General features: G+C 70.6%; 26 protein-coding genes. 18 read left to right on the top strand and 8 right to left on the bottom strand.

Annotation, left to right across the window (positions count from 1 at the left end; genetic code table 11):
- The first annotated feature begins 28 nt into the window (after nucleotides 1–28).
- From AB0J66_RS25710 to AB0J66_RS25695, 4 genes are read left to right on the top strand one after another with little or no spacing between them, the layout of a single operon-like run.
- Nucleotides 29–1,252, top strand: a complete 1,224-nt coding sequence (locus AB0J66_RS25710; protein WP_364665305.1) for a GGDEF domain-containing protein — start codon at nucleotides 29–31, stop codon at nucleotides 1,250–1,252.
- A gap of 44 nt (nucleotides 1,253–1,296) precedes the next feature.
- Nucleotides 1,297–1,761, top strand: coding sequence for an HIT domain-containing protein (locus AB0J66_RS25705; RefSeq protein WP_364665603.1), 465 nt, complete (start codon nucleotides 1,297–1,299; stop codon nucleotides 1,759–1,761).
- Between the two features lie 50 nt (nucleotides 1,762–1,811).
- Nucleotides 1,812–2,204 carry a nuclear transport factor 2 family protein gene (locus AB0J66_RS25700; protein ID WP_364665302.1) on the top strand — a complete coding sequence of 131 codons (393 nt, stop codon included), beginning with the start codon at nucleotides 1,812–1,814 and terminating at the stop codon, nucleotides 2,202–2,204.
- 10 nt (nucleotides 2,205–2,214) lie between these two features.
- On the top strand, nucleotides 2,215–2,907 hold the full coding sequence (locus tag AB0J66_RS25695; protein ID WP_364665299.1) for a WYL domain-containing protein: 693 nt from the start codon (nucleotides 2,215–2,217) through the stop codon (nucleotides 2,905–2,907).
- A 1,289-nt stretch (nucleotides 2,908–4,196) separates the two neighbouring features.
- Here the strand turns inward: AB0J66_RS25695 and AB0J66_RS25690 are convergent.
- Nucleotides 4,197–4,694 carry an NUDIX hydrolase gene (locus AB0J66_RS25690; protein WP_364665296.1) on the bottom strand — a complete coding sequence of 166 codons (498 nt, stop codon included), beginning with the start codon at nucleotides 4,692–4,694 and terminating at the stop codon, nucleotides 4,197–4,199.
- A 538-nt stretch (nucleotides 4,695–5,232) separates the two neighbouring features.
- On the bottom strand, nucleotides 5,233–5,778 hold the full coding sequence (locus tag AB0J66_RS25685) for a TetR/AcrR family transcriptional regulator (RefSeq protein ID WP_364665294.1): 546 nt from the start codon (nucleotides 5,776–5,778) through the stop codon (nucleotides 5,233–5,235).
- A 54-nt stretch (nucleotides 5,779–5,832) separates the two neighbouring features.
- Between AB0J66_RS25685 and AB0J66_RS25680 the strand changes: the two genes are divergently transcribed.
- Nucleotides 5,833–6,984, top strand: coding sequence for an FAD-dependent monooxygenase (locus AB0J66_RS25680; protein WP_364665291.1), 1,152 nt, complete (start codon nucleotides 5,833–5,835; stop codon nucleotides 6,982–6,984).
- Here the strand turns inward: AB0J66_RS25680 and AB0J66_RS25675 are convergent.
- Entirely contained in the window at nucleotides 6,977–9,133 is a 2,157-nt protein-coding gene (locus AB0J66_RS25675) for an elongation factor G-like protein EF-G2 (RefSeq protein ID WP_364665600.1), read from the bottom strand. The genes AB0J66_RS25680 and AB0J66_RS25675 overlap by 8 nt on opposite strands.
- A 218-nt stretch (nucleotides 9,134–9,351) precedes the next feature.
- On the opposite strand from AB0J66_RS25675, the gene pgsA reads away from it, so the two are divergent.
- The 4 genes from pgsA (at nucleotide 9,352) to AB0J66_RS25655 (ending at nucleotide 12,677) form a co-directional block, all read left to right on the top strand.
- Complete coding sequence (gene pgsA, locus AB0J66_RS25670) at nucleotides 9,352–10,029, top strand: phosphatidylinositol phosphate synthase (protein ID WP_364665288.1); 678 nt, start codon at nucleotides 9,352–9,354, stop codon at nucleotides 10,027–10,029.
- Complete coding sequence (locus AB0J66_RS25665) at nucleotides 10,026–10,889, top strand: phosphatidylinositol mannoside acyltransferase (RefSeq protein ID WP_364665285.1); 864 nt, start codon at nucleotides 10,026–10,028, stop codon at nucleotides 10,887–10,889. The genes pgsA and AB0J66_RS25665 overlap by 4 nt, the downstream gene beginning before the upstream one ends.
- Before the next feature lie 10 nt (nucleotides 10,890–10,899).
- Nucleotides 10,900–12,048 (top strand): glycosyltransferase family 4 protein, encoded by a 1,149-nt coding sequence (locus AB0J66_RS25660; RefSeq protein ID WP_364665282.1) that lies wholly within the window; start codon nucleotides 10,900–10,902, stop codon nucleotides 12,046–12,048.
- Between the two features lie 98 nt (nucleotides 12,049–12,146).
- A complete protein-coding gene (locus tag AB0J66_RS25655) occupies nucleotides 12,147–12,677 on the top strand; it encodes a hypothetical protein (RefSeq protein WP_364665598.1) in 531 nt (176 codons plus the stop codon).
- A 41-nt stretch (nucleotides 12,678–12,718) separates the two neighbouring features.
- On the opposite strand, the gene pdxS is transcribed toward AB0J66_RS25655, so the two are convergent.
- The 4 genes from pdxS to AB0J66_RS25635 form a co-directional block, all read right to left on the bottom strand.
- Nucleotides 12,719–13,615, bottom strand: a complete 897-nt coding sequence (gene pdxS / locus AB0J66_RS25650) for a pyridoxal 5'-phosphate synthase lyase subunit PdxS (RefSeq protein WP_364665280.1) — start codon at nucleotides 13,613–13,615, stop codon at nucleotides 12,719–12,721.
- A gap of 94 nt (nucleotides 13,616–13,709) precedes the next feature.
- The gene (gene fliQ, locus AB0J66_RS25645; RefSeq protein ID WP_364665277.1) at nucleotides 13,710–13,979 is read right to left on the bottom strand and encodes a flagellar biosynthesis protein FliQ; all 270 of its coding nucleotides are present in this window, start codon (nucleotides 13,977–13,979) and stop codon (nucleotides 13,710–13,712) included.
- Nucleotides 13,980–14,044: 65 nt separating this feature from the next.
- Nucleotides 14,045–14,449, bottom strand: coding sequence for a VOC family protein (locus AB0J66_RS25640; RefSeq protein WP_364665274.1), 405 nt, complete (start codon nucleotides 14,447–14,449; stop codon nucleotides 14,045–14,047).
- Nucleotides 14,446–14,865, bottom strand: coding sequence for an AraC family transcriptional regulator (locus tag AB0J66_RS25635; protein ID WP_364665272.1), 420 nt, complete (start codon nucleotides 14,863–14,865; stop codon nucleotides 14,446–14,448). The genes AB0J66_RS25640 and AB0J66_RS25635 overlap by 4 nt, the downstream gene beginning before the upstream one ends.
- A gap of 22 nt (nucleotides 14,866–14,887) precedes the next feature.
- On the opposite strand from AB0J66_RS25635, the gene pdxT reads away from it, so the two are divergent.
- From pdxT to AB0J66_RS25610, 5 genes are all read left to right on the top strand, one after another.
- Nucleotides 14,888–15,484 (top strand): pyridoxal 5'-phosphate synthase glutaminase subunit PdxT, encoded by a 597-nt coding sequence (gene pdxT / locus AB0J66_RS25630; protein ID WP_364665269.1) that lies wholly within the window; start codon nucleotides 14,888–14,890, stop codon nucleotides 15,482–15,484.
- 18 nt (nucleotides 15,485–15,502) lie between these two features.
- The gene (locus AB0J66_RS25625) at nucleotides 15,503–16,255 is read left to right on the top strand and encodes a YebC/PmpR family DNA-binding transcriptional regulator (RefSeq protein WP_364665267.1); all 753 of its coding nucleotides are present in this window, start codon (nucleotides 15,503–15,505) and stop codon (nucleotides 16,253–16,255) included.
- An 80-nt stretch (nucleotides 16,256–16,335) separates the two neighbouring features.
- A complete protein-coding gene (locus AB0J66_RS25620) occupies nucleotides 16,336–16,791 on the top strand; it encodes a Uma2 family endonuclease (protein ID WP_364665264.1) in 456 nt (151 codons plus the stop codon).
- Between the two features lie 75 nt (nucleotides 16,792–16,866).
- On the top strand, nucleotides 16,867–17,112 hold the full coding sequence (locus AB0J66_RS25615) for a type II toxin-antitoxin system VapB family antitoxin (protein WP_364665261.1): 246 nt from the start codon (nucleotides 16,867–16,869) through the stop codon (nucleotides 17,110–17,112).
- Nucleotides 17,109–17,534, top strand: a complete 426-nt coding sequence (locus tag AB0J66_RS25610) for a PIN domain-containing protein (protein WP_364665259.1) — start codon at nucleotides 17,109–17,111, stop codon at nucleotides 17,532–17,534. Before AB0J66_RS25615 ends, AB0J66_RS25610 begins: the two co-directional genes overlap by 4 nt.
- A 34-nt stretch (nucleotides 17,535–17,568) precedes the next feature.
- Here the strand turns inward: AB0J66_RS25610 and AB0J66_RS25605 are convergent, their stop codons facing one another.
- Nucleotides 17,569–18,105: a hypothetical protein gene (locus AB0J66_RS25605; RefSeq protein ID WP_364665256.1), complete on the bottom strand. Its 537-nt coding sequence runs from the start codon at nucleotides 18,103–18,105 to the stop codon at nucleotides 17,569–17,571.
- A 106-nt stretch (nucleotides 18,106–18,211) separates the two neighbouring features.
- Here AB0J66_RS25605 and ruvC point away from each other — a divergent pair, with 106 nt between their 5' ends.
- The 4 genes from ruvC to yajC all read left to right on the top strand — a co-directional run bounded on the left by ruvC (nucleotide 18,212) and on the right by yajC (nucleotide 20,948).
- Nucleotides 18,212–18,778, top strand: coding sequence for a crossover junction endodeoxyribonuclease RuvC (ruvC, locus tag AB0J66_RS25600; RefSeq protein WP_364665596.1), 567 nt, complete (start codon nucleotides 18,212–18,214; stop codon nucleotides 18,776–18,778).
- Entirely contained in the window at nucleotides 18,775–19,374 is a 600-nt protein-coding gene (gene ruvA / locus AB0J66_RS25595) for a Holliday junction branch migration protein RuvA (protein ID WP_364665254.1), read from the top strand. The genes ruvC and ruvA overlap by 4 nt, the downstream gene beginning before the upstream one ends.
- On the top strand, nucleotides 19,371–20,402 hold the full coding sequence (ruvB, locus tag AB0J66_RS25590) for a Holliday junction branch migration DNA helicase RuvB (RefSeq protein WP_364665252.1): 1,032 nt from the start codon (nucleotides 19,371–19,373) through the stop codon (nucleotides 20,400–20,402). Before ruvA ends, ruvB begins: the two co-directional genes overlap by 4 nt.
- A 147-nt stretch (nucleotides 20,403–20,549) precedes the next feature.
- Nucleotides 20,550–20,948, top strand: a complete 399-nt coding sequence (gene yajC, locus AB0J66_RS25585) for a preprotein translocase subunit YajC (RefSeq protein ID WP_364665249.1) — start codon at nucleotides 20,550–20,552, stop codon at nucleotides 20,946–20,948.
- Nucleotides 20,949–21,015 lie beyond the last annotated feature (67 nt).

The following is a 21,015-nucleotide window of genomic DNA, read 5'->3' as shown; positions in this document are numbered from 1 at the left end:
CCCGCGGCGGCCGCCGATCTGCAGAGCCGTGATCAGAAGCGAGAACCTGGTGGCCGTGGCCGGCGTGGCGGTGGCGGGCCTTTGGTGGCTGCAGGAGCCCAGCAGCTCACGCGCGGGCGCCGAGTCCCTGGCCGTCCTCGTGATGGTGCTGCTGTTCTCGCGCCTGCTGTCCAAGCGCAACGAGAGCCTGCGCGCCGCCCGCCGGGCGATCGCCCGCGAGCACGTGCTCAGCGGGCTCGGCACCGCCCTGATCACCGCCACCGAGGTGACCGAGGTGCACCGGCTGGCGGTGCGGGCCGCGGGCGAGCTGCTCGCGGACTGCCCCGAGGCCCGGGCCACGATCGTCGAGATCGCCGACGGCGCGATCACGGTCGCCGACTCGGCCGGGGCCGGCGCCGAGGCCGTCCTCGGGCAGCAGGTGCCGGTGAGCGTGGCGCCGCCCGAGATGCTCGAGCGCCTGATGTCCGGCGAGGTGGTCACGGTGGCCGACATCCCGGTGGCCACCGATCGGCCGTACATCGTCCTGCCCTTGCGCAACGGCGACCGGTTCTACGGGATGCTGTGTGTGAGCGCGGCCGGCGAGCTGCCGGCCGAGGTGTTCCAGGCGCTACAGGCGCTGCGCACCCAGGTGTCGCTGGCCCTGGCCAGCGTGGCCCTGACGATCGAGCTGACCCAGCGCGCCCTGCACGACCCGCTGACCGGGCTGGCCAACCGCGCCCTGCTGCGCGAGCGGCTCACCGTGGCGCTCGCCCGCTCCCGCCGCAGCGGCCGCCCGGTCGGCGCCCTGCTGCTCGACCTCAACGGCTTCAAGCAGGTCAACGACGGTCACGGGCACGCCGTGGGGGACGAGCTGCTCAAGGCGGTGGCCGAGCGGCTGCGCCGCTGCGTGCGTACGGAGGACGTGGTGGGCCGGCTCGGCGGCGACGAGTTCGTGGTGATCGCCGAGGATCTGCGCTCGGCCCGCGACGCGATGATCGTCGCCGACCGGATCGTGGCCGCGCTCGACGAGGCCGTCCCGGTGGGCCATCGGCAGCTGCGCACGCCGGCCAGCATCGGCATCGCGCTCTCGCACGCCGACGTCAGCGACCCGGACGAGCTGCTCCGGATGGCCGACACCGCGATGTACGTGGCCAAGCGGCGCGGCGGCGGAGCGTACGAGCTGCACGGCGCCGCCGCCGTGCCGGAACCCTCGCCGGTCGCGCTCCCGGCCCTGGGCAAGATCGACCGGCGGCGGCCTAAGCTGCCGGTGTGACTTCTCCAACCGTGGGTGAGCCGGACGGCCTGGAGCGGCTCTGGATGCCGCACCGGATGGCCTACATCACCGGTGAGGACCGGCCCGACGGTTGCCCGTTCTGCGTGGCGCCCGGCCTGGCCGAGCCCGACAGCCTGGTCGTGGCCCGCGGTGAGCTCGTCTACGCGATCCTGAACCTCTACCCGTACAACCCGGGCCACGTCATGATCTGCCCCTACCGGCACGTGGCCGACTACATGGACCTCACCGACGACGAGACCACCGAGCTCGCCACCTTCACCCGCACCGGCATGCGGGTGCTGCGCTCGGTGAGCAGCCCGCACGGCTTCAACATCGGCATGAACCAGGGCTCCATCGCCGGCGCCGGCATCGCCGAGCACCTGCACCAGCACATCGTGCCGCGCTGGGGCGGGGACGCGAACTTCATGCCGGTGATCGGCCAGACCAAGGTCCTGCCCCAGCTCCTGGCCGAGACCCGCCAACTCCTGATCAAGGCGTGGCCCGGCTGACCGCGGAACACCGACATACTGTTGTCGCGCCGTCGTCCGAGGGTGGCGGCATGAACCTCACGACCGACTCCACTGCCCGGCACTCGCTCGACCTGTGGCTGACGATGTGGAACTCCGACGGTGACATCGCCCGGCAGATCTGCGCCGACGACTTCCGGATCCACTTCGCTGTGACCGAGCCCGACGGCTCCACCCCCGCCGACGACATCCGCACCGCCGAGGACTTCGCGAAGTACCTCGACTGGTGGCACGAGCAGAACCCGGGCGTCGTCTTCACGAAGATCGCCGACGCCATCGACGGCGATCACGGCCGGCTGCTGTGGGACGTCGACGCGGCCGGCAACCGCGCGGGCGGCGTCGACGTGTTCGACTTCGCCGAGGACGGCCGGGTCCGCCGGGTCTGGTCCGTCGGTGGCAAACGGAGCATGCGGTCTTCTCTGTAACACTCGGATCATGAAGCGAGCCGAGCGACAGTACGCCCTGGTCGACCTGCTCCGCGGAGCGCGCCGGCCATGGTCGGCCGCTCGGCTCGCCGCCGAGTTCGAGGTGTCCGCGCGCACCATCGAACGCGACATCGCATCGCTCCAGCAGGCCGGGGTGCCCATCTACGCGGACCACGGGGCGGCGGGCGGCTACTCGATCCTCCGCGAGTACTCCCTGCCGCCGCTGAACCTGTCGGCCGCCGAGTCGCTGGCGGTGCTCGCCGGGCTCGCGCTCCTCGACTCCTCGCCGTACCAGGGGGCCGCCCGCCGCGCCCACGCCAAGATCGCCGCGGTCATGGCGGAGGAACATCGCGCGCCCGTGCAGGAGACGCTCGGGAGGATGCAGGTGATCGACGCGGTCGCCGCCACGGACGACGTGGTGCCGCTCGGAATGCTCTCCGACGTGGTCGCGGCCCGGCGCGTGGTCCGGCTCACCTACTTGGGCGAGACCACGAGCACAGTCCGCGACGTCGAGACGATGGGCCTGCTCCGCGCAGGCGACGCTTGGCTGCTCACAGGCTGGTGCCGCCTCCGCGCCGCCATCCGCGGCTTCCGCATCGAACGAATCACCCACCTCGAAATCCTGAGCGAGACCCCTCCCCACCGCGACCCGGCCCTCCTCAAAGCCGACCTCGCCCGCTGGCCGACCCGCCACCTCGCCTGAGCAGCTCCGTACTGGTCTCTCAGATGGCAGAGGCATTATGCGACCGGCCCTCCAAGCCGAGGGGCGGGCGCCAAGCTGTTGCTGGGCCAGCGCCGCGCCGCCCCCGCGGAGAGCCGGCGACCGGATCTACCGAATCGAGTACGCCGGGCTCCGTGCCTGGCGTTTCTGTCTGCGGAATTGTTTGTGCCGGTCCGTTCGAGGATGCGTGCCGGCCGGCTCGGGACAGGAAGTACGTTTCGGTGGTGAGATGTTCTTCCAATGGTGTGATCGGGTGAAGCGAAGCATTCTGTTTGCAATGTGCCGACTGTCGTCAATTCTCTTTCGACTTGCGGGTCGGAGCCGGGCCGGCTCGACTGAATAGGCGATAGCGTGACGTGCGTCCGCGACGGCGGTTCGCGCCTCCGAACAGACCCGGTCCACTTGATCAAGCGGCTGGACGGGGCCGGGCACGATCACCGCGGCGCCACAGCCGCTGGCCGACCCCAGCGTGACGGGCCCGCCGAACGCCGACGCGGTTACGGCCGGCATAGGTTCGATCGCCGCCAGCAGGTGCGGCCCGGGCGCGGCTTCTGCCAGTTCGATCGCAGCCGGCAGGTGCGGTCCCAACTCGGCCTCCGGCGGTTGGATCACCGCCGGGGGGTGCGGCCCGGGCTCGGCCGTCGCCGGTTCGACTGCTGCTGGCGTAGGGGATATGGGTGTGTGCGGTGTGCCCGGCTCTGAGGTGAGAGGCGCTTGCGTCGTGGCGGGCTTTGCTGCGGCAGGCTCGGCGGCGACAGTCCAGCCGGCCGGAGGCGGGGGCAGGCGCCGCTCGCGAGCGCACCGGGCGAACTCGGCCCGGGCCGCCTCCACGGATCCATACATGCGGCGCTGCTTCTCGGCGTACCGTTGCGCTAATCCCCAGTCGCGGCGCTTTTTCTGGGCACACCGGAATTCCTCACGCTCGGCAGAATAGTTTTTCGCCTTGGTGCGATCGCGCATCGCTGCCGTCTCGGCCCGGCCGAACAATGACATCTGCCCTCGCATGCAAGAATTGTCCCGCACTCGAACCGGTGAAGTCAGCGTTGGATCATGCCAACCTCGATGAGTTGCTGTTCCCGCCACGCTGAATCGTCATTCGCGAAAAGGCTTGTCGCGCCATGGCCGCGGCCGCACAAAAATGTATGGATCTGCCGCGATTCGCGGGCGAGTCAGTGTGCAGCGTCGAGCCGCCCTGGCTTGGGAAGTGACCGGCAGTCCGCCGGCATAGCGTTGTACGGGCTTCTCGAGGTTCGGTCGCCGGGTCGCGACCGCTAAGGGCTGATCCCATGCACCCGGCGGCCGTCCTCCAGGTAGCGGACCCGCTTTGTCTTCCAGGCGGCGCGTACTCGACGCCGGACGGGTCCGCTGAGCAAAGGCAGCGCCTCGTCGATCGGCAGGATCCGGCTTTCGGCGATCTCGACCGGCTGGATGATCACGGTAGCCAAGAAGGCGTCGTCGAAGACGCCGCAGTCGAAGAGGAAGCGCATACCACCCGGACGATCCAGTCGGGGCCGGAGGAAGTCGACGCATGCCAGCCGCCCCGTGGTGACGTCGAGGCCGCTTTCCTCCCTGGTTTCGCGTCGGCATGCCTCCCAAGGTGACTCGCCGATCTCGACAACCCCACCCGGGATCGTCCAGCCGCCCTTGTACGTCGGCTTCAGGATGAGTAATCGCCCCTTGCGGCCACGTATCAGCGCGCCGGCCGAGGCCGGGATGCCCGGCAATGCGAACGACAGCCCGGGTAGCTCACCGGCGTTGACGTCGCTCATGAAGACCATGCTAGATCCGGCGCGACCGATTCCGGATCCGCCGGTTCCGTCGCGCCAGACGCCCTGCCGGGAGTCTTCCACCTCCGGACCGCCCAAAGGGCGCCGTCCGATCGCCCAGCCGGGCCGGCTCGACCACCGAACCCGCGCAACCGGCCCAAAAGAGCCGTCCGATCACCCAGCCGGGCCGGCTCGACCACCGAACCCGCGCAACCGGCCTGGAATTGCCGATGGACCAACCACCCACCTTGGCCCGGGTAACCGATTCCCCAGCTTCACCCTAGCGCGGCAGCGAACAGCACCCCACCACCCGCCGCGACGGGGGATCACCACCCGAACCACGCGCGAATGCGCCCGGCGACCAACCGCCTGGCGGTCACCGAGCACCCCGGCAAGGCCGGAGGCAGGGAGCAACCACTGCCGGCCTAACGCTCCCCAGTTCAGCGGGTAGTGGTTGCTCCCTGCCCCCCCGGCCGTCCTGCGCAAGTAAGTCCAACCCGCCAACCGCCACCCGCCCGCCACGCGGGGAAAGGCACCGCGGTCAGGTCAGGCGGCCGAGGCCCTCGACGATCTGCTCGGCGTTGGGGGCGCTCGCCGGGTCGGTGAGCCACTGGGTGACGATGCCGGAGAGCAGGGCCATCTGTACCGAGCCGACGCTGCGGGCTGTCGCGTCGTCGATCTGGTCCTCCGGGAGGCCGGTGGCGATGGCGGCCATGCCCCGGCGGCCGGCGTCGAGCCCGGCCGCGAGTTGTTCGCGCAGGGACGGGTTGTGCTCGGCCTGGATCATCACTTCGACGCTGGCCAGCCACAGCGGCCGGTCGGCGGTGATCGACTCGATGATCCGCCGCCAGAAGCCGGCCGGGGTGCCGTCGCCGGAGGACAGAGCTCGGCCCAGGGCTTCGCCCCACTCCTGCATGGCGGCGAGCATGGCCGCCGTCATCAGCGCCTCGGTCGAGCCGTAGTGGTAGCCGATCGAGCCCAGGTTGGTGCCGGACAGCGCCACGATGTCGCGGGCCGTGGTGCGCGCGTAGCCCTTCTCGTAGAGCGCCCGCTTGGCCCCGGCCAGGAGGTCTTCCCGATGCCCCATGAGCGGGATCCTAACTTATATACAAACGTATAATACGTTTGTATAGTACGACGCATGACAGTCCTCATCTCGGGCGCCGGCATCGCCGGTCCGGCCCTGGCGTACTGGTTGACCCGGCACGGGCGGCGGGTCGAGATCGTGGAGAAAGCGCCGGCGCCGCGCGCGGGCGGCTACAAGGTCGACGTCCGCGGGGCGGCGAGCACCGTGCTCGGGCGGATGGGCCTGCTCGAGGCGGCCCGGGCGGCCGACACCGGGATGCGGCAGATCACGTACGTCAACCGGAGGGGCGGCACCATCGCGGCCCTGCCGGCCGATCTGATCATGGGGCGGCGCGGGGACGATGTGGAGATCATGCGGGGCGACCTGGGCCGGATCCTGCACGACGCGGCCGGGGCCGACTTCCGGTTCGGCGACTCGATCGCCTCCCTCGCCGACGGGCCGGACGGGGTCGACGTCACCTTCGCCAGCGGCCGCACCGGGCGTTACGAGCTGGTCGTCGGGGCCGACGGGCTGCACTCGGCGACCCGGCGGCAGGTGCTGGGTGATGTGCCGCTGACCCACCTCGGCGGCCACATCGCGATCTTCACCACGGCCAACACGCTGGGCATCGACCGCGAGGAGCTGATGTATTCCGAGCCCGGGCGGCTCGTCTTCGCGTACGCCATGGACCCGGACGGACCGGCCCGAGTGGGCATGGTCTTCGCCTCGCCGCAGGCGGAGAAGGGCGACGGGAGGCGCACGGTCGCCGAGGCGTTCGCCGGTGGCGGCTGGCGGACGGGGGAGTTCCTGGCCGCGATGGACAGGGCGGACGACTTCTACTTCGACTCGCTCAGCCAGGTCGAGGCGCCGCGCTGGTCCGCCGGGCGGGTCGTGCTGCTGGGCGACGCCGCGCACTGCCCGGCGCCCTCCTCGGGGCAGGGGACGAGCCTCGCCCTGGTCGGCGCGTACGTGCTGGCGGACGCGCTGGCCGGCACCGGTGATCACACGGCGGCCTTCGACGCGTACGAGACCCGGATGCGCCCGTACGTCGCCAAGAACATGGCGTTCGGCCGCCGGATGATCAAGGACATGGTGCCCGGCGGCCGGTTGACCATCGCCTTCCGCAACTACGGCATGCGCACGCTCAAGTACCACCCGCGCAAGGAGCAGGTGATCGAGAGGGTGCTGGCGCCCCTGCGGGAGGCGGCGGAGGCCATCGCTATTTAGAGCTGTGGTCCTTCCGTACGCCGTCGGCCAGGTGGGTGGGCATGGGCTCGTGACGGATATACGTGCGGGTGAAGGTGCCCGAGCCGGAGGACAGGGCCCGCAGCTCCACCGCGTACCGCACCAGCTCGGTCGCCGGGACCTCGGCCCGGACGAGGCTGTGGTCGCCGTCGTTGTCCGTGCCCAGCGGGCGGCCGCGGCGGCCGGACAGGTCGCTCATCACCGGGCCCACGTAGGCCTCGGGCACCCGCACCACGATCTCGTCGATCGGCTCGAGCAGGGTGAGCTGGCCCGCCGCGGCCGCCTCGCGCAGGGCCAGCGCGCCGGCGGTCTGGAAGGCCGCGTCCGACGAGTCGACGCTGTGCGCCTTGCCGTCGTGCAGCGTGACCCGCAGGTCGACCACCGGGTAGCCGGCGGCCAGACCGCGTTCGAGCTGGGCCCGGACGCCCTTCTCGACCGAGGGGATGTAGTTGTGCGGGACGGCCCCGCCGACCACCTTGTCCACGAACTCGAAGCCGGAGCCGCGGGGCAGCGGCTCGACGGTGATGTCGCAGACCGCGTACTGGCCGTGGCCGCCGGACTGCTTGACGTGCCGGCCGTGGCCCTTGGCCGGGCAGCCGAACGTCTCCCGCAGCGGCACCTTCACCGGCTCGGTGTCGAGGTCGACACCGCCCGAGCGCAGCCGGTCGAGCACGACGTCGGCGTGCGACTCGCCCATCGTCCACAGCACCAGCTGATGCGTGTCGGCGTTGCGCTCGAGCCGCATCGTCGGATCGCCCGCGACCAGCCGGGCCAGGTTCTTGGCCAGCGCGTCCTCGTCGGAGCGGGACTTGGCCACCACGGCGATCGGCAGCAGCGGCTCCGGCATCGACCACGGCTCCATCAGCAGCGGCACGTCCTTGCCGCTGAGCGTGTCCCCGGTCTCGGCGCTGCCCGACTTGGTGATCGCGCAGATGTCACCGGCGATGGCGTACGGGACCTCGCGCAGCTGGGCGCCGAGCGGTGAGTAGACGTGCGCGACCCGCTCGTCCGCATCGTGGTCGGGGTGTCCGCGGTCGGCCAGGCCGTGCCCCGAGACGTGCAGCACCTGCTCGGGGCGCAGCGTGCCGGAGAAGACCCGGACCAGCGAGACCCGGCCCACGTGCCGGTCGATGGTGGTCTTGACGACCTCGGCCACCAGCGGGCCGTCGGGGTCGCAGGTGATGGGCGGCCGGGGCGAGCCGTCCACCCCGGTGACCACCGGCAGCTCGTGCTCCAGCGGCGACGGCGCGCCGTTGACCAGGCCGTCGAGCAGCGCGTCGAGGCCGACCCCGGTGCCCGCGCAGACCGGGATGACCGGGTAGAAGTTGCCCCGGGCGACGGCCTTCTCCAGGTCCGGCACCAGGGTGGCGGTGCTGATCAGCTCGCCGCCGAGGTAGCGGTCCATCAGGGTCTCGTCCTCGCTCTCGGCGATGATCCCCTCGATGAGCGAGTTGCGGTCGTCGGCGATCGGGTTGAGGTGCTCGCGTTCGGCCTCGAGCTCCTTCGGCGGGTAGCCCGCCGAGTAGTCCAGCACCCGCAGGGTGATCAGCCCGATCAGGCCGACCACGGACTGGCCGTCGTCGCCGAGCATGGGCTGGTAGATCGGCATCACGTTCTCGCCGAACTTGTCCTGGCAGTCCTCGAGCGTCTGCTCGTAGTCGGCCCGCGGGTGGTCGAGCCGGGTGATCGCGACGGCGCGGGGCATGCCGACCGCGGCGCACTCCTCCCACAGCGCGGCGGTGGCCTCGTCGACGCCGTCGACGGCCGAGACGACGAAGAGCGCGGCGTCCGCGGCCCGCAGGCCGGCGCGCAGCTCCCCGACGAAGTCGGCGTAGCCCGGGGTGTCCAGGAGGTTGATCTTCACGTCCTGGTGGACGAGCGGCGCGCAGGACAGCGACACCGAGCGCTGCTGGCGGATCGCGGCCGGATCGTGGTCGGACACCGTGGTGCCCTCGGTCACCGATCCCGCCCGTGAGATGGTGCCGGTGGCGGCCAGAAGGGCCTCGACCAGGGTCGTCTTGCCCGAGCCGGAGTGTCCGACCAGCACCACGTTGCGTACTCTGCCGGGCTCGGTCACCACCGGCGCCGTGGCGCCGTTGAGCCCCTTCTCCGAGGAGGTCTTCTGCGCCATTTCGGCCGCTCCCGTCTGTTTCATGACTGTTACGAGCCTGTTCGTAAATCCCACACCCGCCGGTGTGCGGCTGGCAACCCTTGGTGACGACCAAACGGCGCAGAAAGGCTTTTGATCATTTTAAGGGCGGCGGGCGGGGCGGTCGGATGGGAACGATACGGCTACGTCCGCTTGCCGGGGAGCCAGGACCCGGGGCTCGCCGATAAGGTGGTCAGGCCATGGCAAAGATCGTCCAAGTTCCCGCGCGCGCCGTAGTCGCCTACGGCGTCAACCCGACCGCACGCTTCCTGCTGCGCATCGGGGTCACGCCCAACGCCGTCACCATCGCCGGCACCGTCGGCGTGCTGATCGGCTCCTACTTCGGCGCGACGGGTCACCTCGTCTTCGCGACCCTGTTCGTGACGGCCTGCGCCCTGACCGACGTGCTCGACGGCACGATGGCCCGGATGCGCGGCTCGAGCGGCAAGTTCGGCGCCCTGCTCGACTCGTCGATGGACCGGATCGCCGACGCCGCCGTCTTCGGCGCCGTCACCTACTACCTGGCCGGCGAGGGCAACCCGTACGGCGGGATGGTCGCCGCCCTGATCAGCCTGGCCGCCGGCCAGGTCGTGTCGTACGTGAAGGCGCGCGCCCAGAGCCTCGGCCTGAACGCGGACGTCGGCATCGCCGAGCGCCTCGAGCGTTTGATCATCGTGGGCGTCGGCGGCCTGCTCGGCGGGGCCGGGCTCGACTGGGGCCTGCCGGCCGCGCTCTGGGTGCTGGCCGCCCTCTCCGTGATCACCGTCGTCCAGCGCCTGGTCGCCGCGAGCCGGTCGGACATGCCCGCCGGCACGCACACCGAGCCCACCGTGCCCGACTCGCCGATCGCGGTCCCGCCCAAGGACCCTCCAGCGTGAAGGACCGCCTGACCGAGTTCGGCTTCGTGGCCGGGTGGCGGCTCGTCCGCGCCCTGCCCCTGCCGGTCGCGCGGCGCCTGTTCACGGCCGCGGCCGACCGGGCGTACAAGAAGAACGGACCCGGCACCCAGCGCCTGCGCCGTAACCTCCAGCAGGTCGTCCCCGACATGCCGGACACGCTGGTGCGGGACGGGCTGCGCTCCTACGCGCGGTACTGGATGGAGGCCTTCCGGCTGCCGTCGCAGAGCAAACAGCACTTCCTGGACAGCTTCCACATCTCGCCCGAGCACTACGACTGGCTCAAGACGGCGATGGCCGACGGCAAGGGCGTCGTGCTGGCGCTGCCACACACCGGCAACTGGGACGCGGCCGCGGCCTGGCTCGTCTCCAACGGCTGGCCCATGGTCACCGTGGCCGAGCGGCTCAAGCCCGAGGGCGTCTACCGGCAGTTCATGGCGTACCGCGAGAAGCTCGGCATGGAGGTCGTCCCGCTCACCGGCGGGACACGGGCGCCGCTCGACGTGCTCGCGGAACGACTTCAGCAGGGCTTCGCGGTCTGCCTGCTCAGCGACCGCGATCTCTCGCGCAACGGCGTCGAGGTCGACTTCTTCGGGGGCCGTACGAAGATGCCCGCCGGCCCGGCCATCCTGGCCATCCGCACCGGGGCGCCCCTCTACGGCGTGGACCTGTCGTTCAACGACACCCAGACGGTCGCCGTGCTGCGGCGGGTGGTCCCGCCGACCGAAGGACCCCTGGACGTACGCGTCAAGCAGACCACGCAGATGCTGGCCGACGCGTACGCCGAAGGCATCGCCGAGCACCCGCAGGACTGGCACATGCTGCAGAAACTGTGGCTGTAGGGGGAGTGCCATGCGGATCGGGATCGTCTCGCCCTACTCGTTCGACGTGCCCGGCGGCGTGCAGAACCACATCATGGACCTCTCCGAGGCGCTGATCGGCCTCGGTCACGAGGTGTCGGTGCTCGCCCCGGCCGACGAGGACTCCGACCTCCCGCCGTACGTCGTCCCGGCCGGGCGGGCGCTGCCGTTGCCCTACAACGGGTCGGTGGCCCGGATAGCCTTCGGCCCGGTCTCCACGGCCCGCGTCCGGCGCTGGCTCAACCGTGGCCGCTTCGACGTGCTGCACGTCCACGAGCCCATGACGCTCAGCCTCTCCCTGCTCGCGGTGCTGTCGGCCCGCGGCCCGGTGGTCGCCACCTTCCACACGGCGATGACCCGCTCCCGCGCCCTGTCGGCCGCCCAGGGCCTGCTCCAGCTGGTCGTCGAGAAGATCACGGCCCGGATTGCGGTCAGCGAACTGGCCCGCAAGGTCCAGGTGGAGCACCTCGGCGGGGGAGCGGTGGAGATCCCCAACGGGGTGGCCGTGGCCAAGTTCGCCGGCGCGCTCCCGCTGGAGGGCTGGCCGGGCGACGGCGGGACGCTCGGGTTCCTGGGCCGGTTCACGGAGCCGCGCAAGGGCTTCGACCTGCTGCGGACGGCCTTCGTGGCGCTGGCCCGGCGCCGTCCCGGCCTGCGGCTGCTGGTGGCGGGCCCGGGAGACCGCGACGACCTGTACGCCGAGATCCCGGCCGATCTGCACGAGCGCGTGACGTTCCTGGGGCTGGTCTCGGAAGCCGACAAAGCACGCATGTTGCGCAGCGTGGACGTCTACGTGGCCCCCAACACCGGCGGCGAGAGCTTCGGCATGATCCTCACCGAGGCGATGGCCGCCGGCACGGCCATCGCGGCCAGCGACCTGGACGCCTTCCGCCGCGTCCTCGACGGCGGCCGCGCCGGCGCCCTCTTCCCCACCGGCGACGCCGCCGCCCTGGAATCCCTGCTGGACAACCTGCTCGACGACCCGAAGCGCCGCCTGGAGCTGTGCGAAGCGGCCCGAAGCGCCGTCGCCGCCTTCGACTGGCCCAGCGTCGCCCGGCGCGTCCTCGAGGTCTACGCCACCGCCATCGAAGCCACCGACGGCCGCGTCATGGACGAGGAGTGGGCCGAACCCCGCCCCTGAGCGCGTCCGCCTCGGGGCTTCGTAGCTGATCACCGCTGAGGGGCGGCTGTGTGACCCGGCGGACAGGCGCTAACCCCGGCGAGCGGCTGGGCACTACGATTCCCGCCATGTGGTGGGTCCTGGCTGTCGGCGCGGTGGTGGCGCTGCTGACGGCGTATCTGGGGTGGACCGCCCATCGGGTCGAGCGGGTGCACCTGCGGGCGCAGTCGGCGGAGCGGGCGCTTGACGCCCATCTGATGCGCCGGGCGGCGGCGGCCGCTGTGGTGGCCGAGCACGGTGAGCACGTCGAGTTGTACGCGGCGGCCCGGCTGGCGCTGGATGCGGCGCCGGGGGACCGGGAGTCGGCCGAGAACGATCTGACCCGGCAGCTGAACTCGGTGGTTCTGGACGAGACCGATCCGGCGGTGCGGACCTTGACCGCCTCGAACCGCCGGGTCGTGCTGGCCCGGCAGGTGCACACCGACACGGTGCGCGACGCGCTCACGGCTCGCCGGCGGCCGCTGGTCCGGGCGTCGCGGATGGCCCGGCGGTACCCGCAGCCCCAGTACTTCGACATCGAGGATCCGGCGCTGCCGGCCGTGGTCGTGCCGGTGCCGCTGTCGCCCGCGGTGCCGCTCGAAGCGGTGTGACCGCGGCCCCGGCACATGCGCCGGGGCCTGATCGACTGCCCTTACCAGCCGCGCTCGGCCAGGCGGTGCGCGACCGGCACGTCGTCGACGTTGATGCCGACCATGGCTTCGCCGAGACCACGGGAGACCTTGGCCAGCACGTCCGGGTCGTCGTGGAAGGTGGTGGCCTTGACGATGGCGGCGGCGCGCTGGGCCGGGTTGCCCGACTTGAAGATGCCCGAGCCGACGAAGACGCCCTCGGCGCCCAGCTGCATCATCATGGCGGCGTCGGCGGGCGTGGCGATGCCGCCCGCGGTGAACAGCACGACGGGGAGCTGGCCCAGCTCGGCCACCTCCTTGACCAGCTCGTACGGGGCCTGCAGCTCCTTCGCGGCGACGTAGAGCTCGTCCTCGGGGAGGGTCTGCAGGCGGCGGATCTCCTGGCGGATCTTGCGCATGTGGGTGGTGGCGTTGGAGACGTCGCCCGTGCCGGCTTCACCCTTCGAACGGATCATGGCGGCGCCCTCGGTGATGCGGCGCAGGGCCTCGCCGAGGTTGGTGGCGCCGCAGACGAACGGGGCCGTGAAACTCCACTTGTCGATGTGGTTGGCGTAGTCGGCCGGGGTCAGCACCTCCGACTCGTCGATGTAGTCGACGCCGAGCGACTGCAGGATCTGCGCCTCGACGAAGTGGCCGATGCGGGCCTTGGCCATCACCGGGATGGAGACCGCGTTGATGATGCCGTCGACCATGTCGGGGTCGGACATGCGGGAGACGCCACCCTGGGCCCGGATGTCGGCCGGGACCCGCTCGAGGGCCATCACCGCGACCGCGCCGGCGTCCTCGGCGATCTTCGCCTGCTCCGGGGTGACGACGTCCATGATGACGCCGCCCTTGAGCATCTCCGCCATGCCGCGCTTGACCCGTGCGGTCCCGAGGGCTGGCTTGTTGTCGGACATCGGAAATCGGCTCCTCACGCAGGGCTGTCGGTGCGCAAAAGCGTAGGCGCGCGCACAGGCCGGGCCGATGGCCAATCGACCCCCAAGTGGCCTGCTACGCCAGCAGTTGCGGGATCCGGGCGAAGAGCTGATCGGTATAGGTGATCATCTCGTGGAGCATCCAGTTGCCCGAGAACAGCAGGGCGGCCCCGACCGCGCCCGCCTTCGGCACGAAGGAGAGCGTGGCCTCCTGGATCTGCGTCACCGACTGGAACAGCGAGATGGCGAAGCCGACGGCGAGCGCGGTGAGCAGCGTCGGCGCGCACATCTTGGCCGCGATCGTCATCGCCTGCAGCCCCAGCTCCACGATCATTTGATCGGTCATACCCTGCTGTTCGGGCATCTCGGGTGCGCGATGAGCGCGAGACGGTTGCGAAACGGTTATAACCCTCAGGTCCGGGGCTCGACCAGCACCAGCCAGTTGCCGGTGTTGTCGCGCATGACGGCCTCGACGCCGTAGGGGCGCTCGGCGGGCTCCTGCAGGAAGACCACGCCTGCGGCGCTGAGGGAGGCGTACGTCTTCTGGCAGTCGTCCACCCGCAGGCCGAGCCCACCCATCTGGCCCGACTCGAGCTGGCCGCGCACGAAGGCGGCCGCCTCGGGCGACAGCGGCGGGCCGGGCACCATGAGGGTGACCTCGAGCTCGGGCTGGCTGGGGTGCACGATCGTCACCCAGCGGTACTCGCCCAGCCGGGTGTCGACGCGCGGCTCGAAGCCGAGGTGCTCGACGTAGAAGTCGCGGGTGGCGTCCTGGTCGAGGCAGTAGACCGTGGTCAGCGAGATGTTCAGAATCATGGCTCGACGCTAGGCCCGCGCGGGGTGGGCGCGCTTCTCCCCGATTGCGGTATGACGCCGCGCATGAAGAGATAGCAGCCCGGGATGTGCGGGTTCGCGCCGGCCCAGCGGCGCTGGTAGGCAGCCGGGCTCTCGCCGACCAGCTCGGTGAAGCGGGACGAGAACGAGCCGGGCGAGGAGAAGCCGACGGCCATGCAGACTTCGGTGACGGTCAGGTTGGCGTACCGCAGGAGGTCCTGGGCGTGCGCGATCCGGCGCCGGGAGAGGTAGCGGATGGGCGTGTCGCCGTAGGCCGCGCTGAACGCGCGTACCACCTGAAAGCGCGACATGCCCGCCAAGCGCGACAAATCACTCAGGGTGATGGGGCCGGCGGAATGCCGGTCGATGTGGTCACGCACCCGGCGTAAGGCGAACACGCCGCGAGCCTAAGCTGGCCGGGTGAACATCGGAGTGCTCGCCCTGCAGGGCGACGTGCGGGAACACCTGGCCGCGCTGGCCGAGAGCGACGTGCTGGCCCGGCCCGTGCGGCGGCCCGAGGAGCTCGCCGACGTCGAAGCTCTGGTGATCCCCGGCGGGGAGTCGACCGCGATCAGCAACCTGGCCGTGTCGTTCGGGCTGCTCGACCCCATCCGCAAGCGGATCGCCGACGGCATGCCGGTCTACGGCTCCTGCGCCGGCATGATCATGCTGGCCGCGACGGTGCTCGACGGGCGGCCCGACCAGGAGTCCTTCCAGGGCATCGAGATGACCGTGCGGCGCAACGCGTTCGGCCGGCAGGTCGACTCGTTCGAGGCCGAGGTGAGCATCGACGACATCGCCGGCGGCGATTTTCACGCCGTTTTCATCCGCGCGCCATGGGTCGAGGAGGTCGGCGACGACGTACGGGTGTTGGGCCGCGTCAGCGACGGACCCGCCGCCGGTAGGATTGTCGCCGTTCGGCAGGGCAACCTGCTCGCCACGGCTTTCCACCCGGAGCTCACCGGCGACCTCCGCGTTCACCGGTACTTCGTCGAGATGGTCCGCCAGGCCGCCTGAGACCACGGAGGTTTTCGCATGTCCGGCCACTCCAAGTGGGCGACGACCAAGCACAAGAAGGCCGTCATCGACGCCAAGCGCGGCAAGATGTTCGCCAAGCTCATCAAGAACATCGAGGTCGCGGCCCGCACCGGCGGTGGGGACCCGGCGGGCAACCCGACCCTCTACGACGCCATCCAGAAGGCGAAGAAGAGCTCCGTCCCCAACAGCAACATCGACAACGCGGTCAAGCGCGGCTCCGGCCTCGAGGCCGGAGGCGCCGACTGGCAGACGATCATGTACGAGGGCTACGGCCCCAACGGTGTCGCGCTGCTCATCGAGTGCCTGACCGACAACCGCAACCGCGCGGCGACCGAGGTGCGCACGGCCCTGACCCGCAACGGCGGCACGTTCGCCGACGCCGGCAGCGTGTCGTACCTGTTCAACCGCAAGGGCATCGTGATCGTCCCCAAGGAGGGCCAGACCGAGGACGACCTCATGATGGCCGTCCTCGACGCGGGCGCCGAGGAGATCAACGACCTGGGCGACTCCTTCGAGGTGGTCAGCGAGCCGACCGACCTGATCGCCGTCCGCACGGCCGTCGTCGACGCCGGCATCGAGTACGACTCGGCCGAGTCGTCCCTGGTCCCGACCATGACCGTGCCGGTCGACGAGGAGGCCGCGCGCAAGGTCTTCAAGCTGATCGACGCCCTCGAGGACTGCGACGACGTCCAGAACATCTTCGCCAACTTCGACGTCCCCGACGACGTCATGGCGGCGATCGACGCCTGACAGGTAGTCGTCTGCCTAGTAGGCTGACGGGGCTGGTCGCATCGGCGACCGGCCCCGTTCGCTGTTTCCGGGAGGCGCTGGTGATCGACGACGGCGATCGGCTCGGTCCGGATTCCCCCTACGAGATGCACGACGGGAAGGTGGTCGCGCTCAAGCCGACCAGCTTCCGCGAGAAGGAGCTCACGGTTCGGCTCCAGACGGTGCTGTATGCCGCAGGCCTCGAGGTGTTCCATCGGCCCGGCATCCACAGTGAGCGGCCTGAGGACTGGCGGCTGCCCGATCTCGGGGTGGTGACGCGCTTGCCGCCGGATCCGGCCGGCTACACCTCCCTGCCGGGCGCTTTGTTCAGCCTTGTGGTTGAGGTCGTCGCCGAGGGTGAGGCGTACGCGGAGCGGATGGGCTGGTACGCCCGGTGCGGTGTCCCGGAGTGCTGGATCGTCGCGATGCCGCGGGGTGGTGCCGGTGAGGTGGTCGTCGAGGTCTACCGGCGGGTGCTCCGGGGTGAGCGCGCTGAGTATGCGCGGGAGCAAATTTAGACGCGTCGGTCTAATGACTAGTAGTCGCGAGACCAGTATGGTGTTGGAGGGCGGGCGACCGAAGGGGTAAAGCCGATGACGGAACCCGCAGTTGGACGGCTCGTCGATGTACCGGGCGACGAGAGACCGATCGACGACGAGCTGCTCGAGGAGGCCAAGCGGCAGATCGAAGCTCATACTCCGAGTGCAGCGATCAATGAGGCTCTCCGGCGGCTGGTCGAGCAGGAGCGGGCCAAGCGGAGGGATGCGCTGGCCCACCTCCGGAGGATGGTGGCCGAAGGCGCGTTCAACTTTCCCGACAACGACGAGGTCAGCCGATGAAATATCTGGCTGATGCGAGTGCACTCATCCGTATCCTGCGGAAGCAGGCGGACCCGGCCTGGGACGAGGTGCTGAGCCGAGGCCTGATTTCGATCTGCGAGCCCGCCCTGGCGGAGACGCTCAGGGCGGCGGACGCCAAGCGGTACGCCGAGGCCGAGGCGACCGTGGCGTGGCGATGCCTACCGGTGATCGAGCCCGACGGCATCTGGGATCAGGTCGCGGTGATTCGTCGAGGGCTTGCCCGTCGTGCGACCCATACCGGACCGTCGGTGGTCGACATGTTGATTGCCGCGACAGCGTTGCGGCTCAAACTCACGGTGCTGCATGAGGATCGTGACTTCGCAACGATCGGCGATGTTGTTCCCGAGTTGCGGCAGCGATCGATCAGGTCGGGGCCGAAGGGTAATGACGGCGATCGATGACAAATGGGGTCGATCCGTTCGCGGGTCGGCCCCGTCAGCTGTCGGGGGAGATTGAGGTCATTAGTTGGATCATGGTGGCGATCAGGAGGATGCCGCCGATGACGAGGCGGGTTACTCGGTGCCATAGCTGGCGGCGGTAGGCCTGGACCCACGCTATGCCGGCGTCGGCGGTGGCCTCTACGCCCAGGCGGTGGGTGTCCGGCAGGAGGTCGGCCTTGCGGAGGGCCAGGGACGCTGTGGGGCCCCCGCGCTGGTAGTAGGCCAGCGGTGGGGGCATGACGCGTACGTCGACCTCGTAGATCTGGTCTTCTCGCCACTGCTTTGTTCTCGTGGCGAGGCGGTGGGTCATGTAGTCGGCGGCGGCGTGGGGGTGGCCCAGCAGGCGGCGGCGCCAGATCAGGCGGCGCCAGTGGCCGGCGACGTCGGCCAGGACGTCCATGTAGAGGTGGGCGGCGTCGGGGTCGCCGCCGACCAGGCGTTCGGTTTCGCGGCGCAGGTCGGTGACGTGCACGGCGACGAACGTGACGTAGTCGGGTGGTGGCTCGTCGGCCATGGGTGGCACGAGATACATGAGCCTCACCCCCTCCCCGCCATCGTCGGGGCGTGTCGCTGCCGAGCGCAAGTGGGGCGCGTACTAGGGTGTCGAACACACGTACGTGAGGCAGGGGAGGTCCATGGTGCGCGTGCTCGGCATCGACCCGGGGCTCACACGCTGCGGGGTCGGGGTCGTCGAGGGCGTTCCGGGCCGGCAGTGCAAGCTGGTCGCCTACTACGTGGTCTACACCGAGCCCGACGACGACATCTCGCTGCGGCTGCTGCATCTCGATCGGGCCCTCGGTGAGCTTGTGGCCGAGCACAAGCCCGAGAGCGTGGCCGTCGAGCGGGTGTTCTCCCAGCACAACGCCCGTACGGTGATGGGCACGGCGCAGGCCAGCGGAGTCGCGATCCTGGCCGGCGCGCGGGCCGGGCTGCACGTCGAGACGTACACGCCGAGCGAGGTCAAGGCGGCCGTGACCGGCTCCGGGACGGCGGGCAAGGCGCAGGTCACCGCGATGGTGACCCGGCTCCTCAACCTCGACGCGCCGCCCAAGCCGGCCGATGCCGCCGACTCGCTCGCCATCGCCATCTGCCACATCTGGCGTGGGGGGACCCGCGCCCGGATCCAGGCGGCGGCGGCCGCCGCGGCCACGAAGGTGGCCGCGCAGAGAGCCGCCGCCCAGAAACTCAAGGGAGCCCGCAGATGATCGCCAGCGTGCGGGGGGTGGTGGCCGCGATCGCGGCCGACAGCGCCGTCATCGAGGTCGGCGGGGTCGGCCTGCAGCTGCAGTGCGCGCCGGGGACCCTGGCCGGTCTGAAGACCGGCGCCGAGGCGCGGCTGGCGGCCAGCATGGTGGTCCGGGAGGACTCGCTGACCCTGTACGGGTTCGCCGACGACGACGAGAAGCATCTGTTCGAGCTGCTGCAGACCGCCAGTGGGGTGGGCCCGCGGCTGGCCCAGGCCGTGCTGGCCGTGCACTCGCCCGAGACCGTGCGCCGGGCCCTGGCCGGGGGTGACCTGGCCACGCTGACCCGGGTGCCCGGCATCGGCAAGAAGGGCGCCGAGCGCATGGTCCTCGAGCTGCGCGACAAGATCGGCCCGATCGCGATGGCCGGCGAGACCAGCGGCATGCTCAACGGGGCCTGGCAGGAGCAGGTGCGCCAGGGTGTGCTTGCGCTCGGCTGGTCGGCCGCGCAGGCCGATCAGGCCGTGGCCGCGGTGGCCGAGACGATCGACGGTGAGGTGCCGCCGGTGCCGCAGCTGCTGCGCCAGGCGATCAGGCTGCTGGGCAAGGCCCGATGAGCGAGCTCGTCTCGGCCGACGCGGGCGACGAGGACCTCGACGCCGAGGCCAGCGTCCGGCCGCGCCGGCTGGCCGAGTTCATCGCCCAGCACCGGGTCCGCGACCAGCTCGACCTGCTCCTCAAGGGCGCCATGGGCCGTGGCGCCCCGCCGGACCACATCCTGTTGTCGGGCCCGCCCGGCCTGGGCAAGACCACGCTGGCCAACATCGTCGCGGCCGAGCTCGGCACCAGCATCCGGACCACGAGCGGCCCGGTGATCGAGCGCAGCGGCGACCTGGCCGCGATCCTGACCAGCCTCGCCCCGGGTGACGTGCTGTTCATCGACGAGATCCACCGCATCGCCAAGCCGGCCGAGGAGCTGCTTTACAGCGCGATGGAGGACTTCCGGGTCGACGTCGTGGTCGGCAAGGGACCGGGGGCCACCGCGATCCCGCTCGACGTGGAGCCGTTCACGCTGGTCGGCGCGACGACCCGGGCCGGCCTGCTCTCCGGCCCGATGCGGGACCGGTTCGGCTTCGTGGCCCACCTCGACTTCTACTCACCGGCCGATCTGGACGCGCTGCTGCACCGCTCGGCCCGCATCCTGGGGGTGCCGATCACCGACGACGGGGCGGCCGAGATTGCCGGCCGGTCGCGCGGCACACCGCGTATCGCCAACCGGCTGCTCCGCCGCGTACGGGACTTCGCCGAGGTGCGCGCGGACGGCGTGGTGACCGAGTCCACAGCCCGGGACGCGCTCAAGGTGTACGACGTGGACGAGCTGGGGCTGGACCGTCTGGACCGGGCCGTCCTGCGCGCGCTGATCGAGTCCTTCCGGGGCGGACCGGTCGGTTTGTCCACCTTGGCGGTGGCGGTCGGCGAGCAGTCTGACACTGTTGAGGAGGTGTGCGAGCCTTTCCTGGTGCGAGCCGGGCTCCTGGCCCGCACGCCGCGAGGCCGGGTGGCCACCGAGGCGGGGTGGGTGCATCTGGGAAAGACGCCGCCGTCGGGCGTCGTCCAAGGGGATTTGTTCGCACGCGATGCGTGAAATCCCTCGTAATGCGAACGTGATGTGTGCCGCATTCGGACTTCCCAGGTTGACCGATTAGACTCGCCGCCGTTCAACCCGGGATGTGTTTATCGCCCCGGTCACGCGCGTGGGCGCGTCGCCGGCGGCCTACGGAAGGCTTTTTTCGTGTTTGAGGCAGCCGAGGCATCGGGTGGTGGCAGCTTCACGCCGCTGCTTCTCATCGTCCTCCTCTTCGCCGTCATGTACTTCCTGATGATCCGGCCGCAGCAGAAGCGGCGCCGTGAGGCGCAGCAGATGCAGAACGCGCTGGGTCCCGGCGACCGGATCGTGACGATCGGTGGCCTGCACGGTGAGGTCGTGGCGGTCGACGACGACATCGTCACCCTCGAGATCTCCGAGGGTGTGCACGTCAACTTCGCCCGCCCGGCGATCGCCCGCGTGCTCGCCGACACCGACAAGACCGCGCCCGCCGCGGCCGAGCCGGTCGAGGAGCCGATCGCCGAGCCCGTCGCGGTCGAGGAGCCGGTCGTCGACCCGGTCGTCGACACGCGTAAAAAGGACTAATAGCTCCACCCCGGCGGGCCGGTCCAGATGGGCCGGTCCGTCAGGCCGCGCGCGGCCATCAGAACCG

The sequence above is a fragment of the Actinoplanes sp. NPDC049598 genome (genome assembly GCF_040675435.1).
Classification (GTDB): domain Bacteria; phylum Actinomycetota; class Actinomycetes; order Mycobacteriales; family Micromonosporaceae; genus Actinoplanes.
Note: the sequence above shows the minus strand (reverse complement) of the source record. Positions and strands in the feature narration are given on the sequence as shown.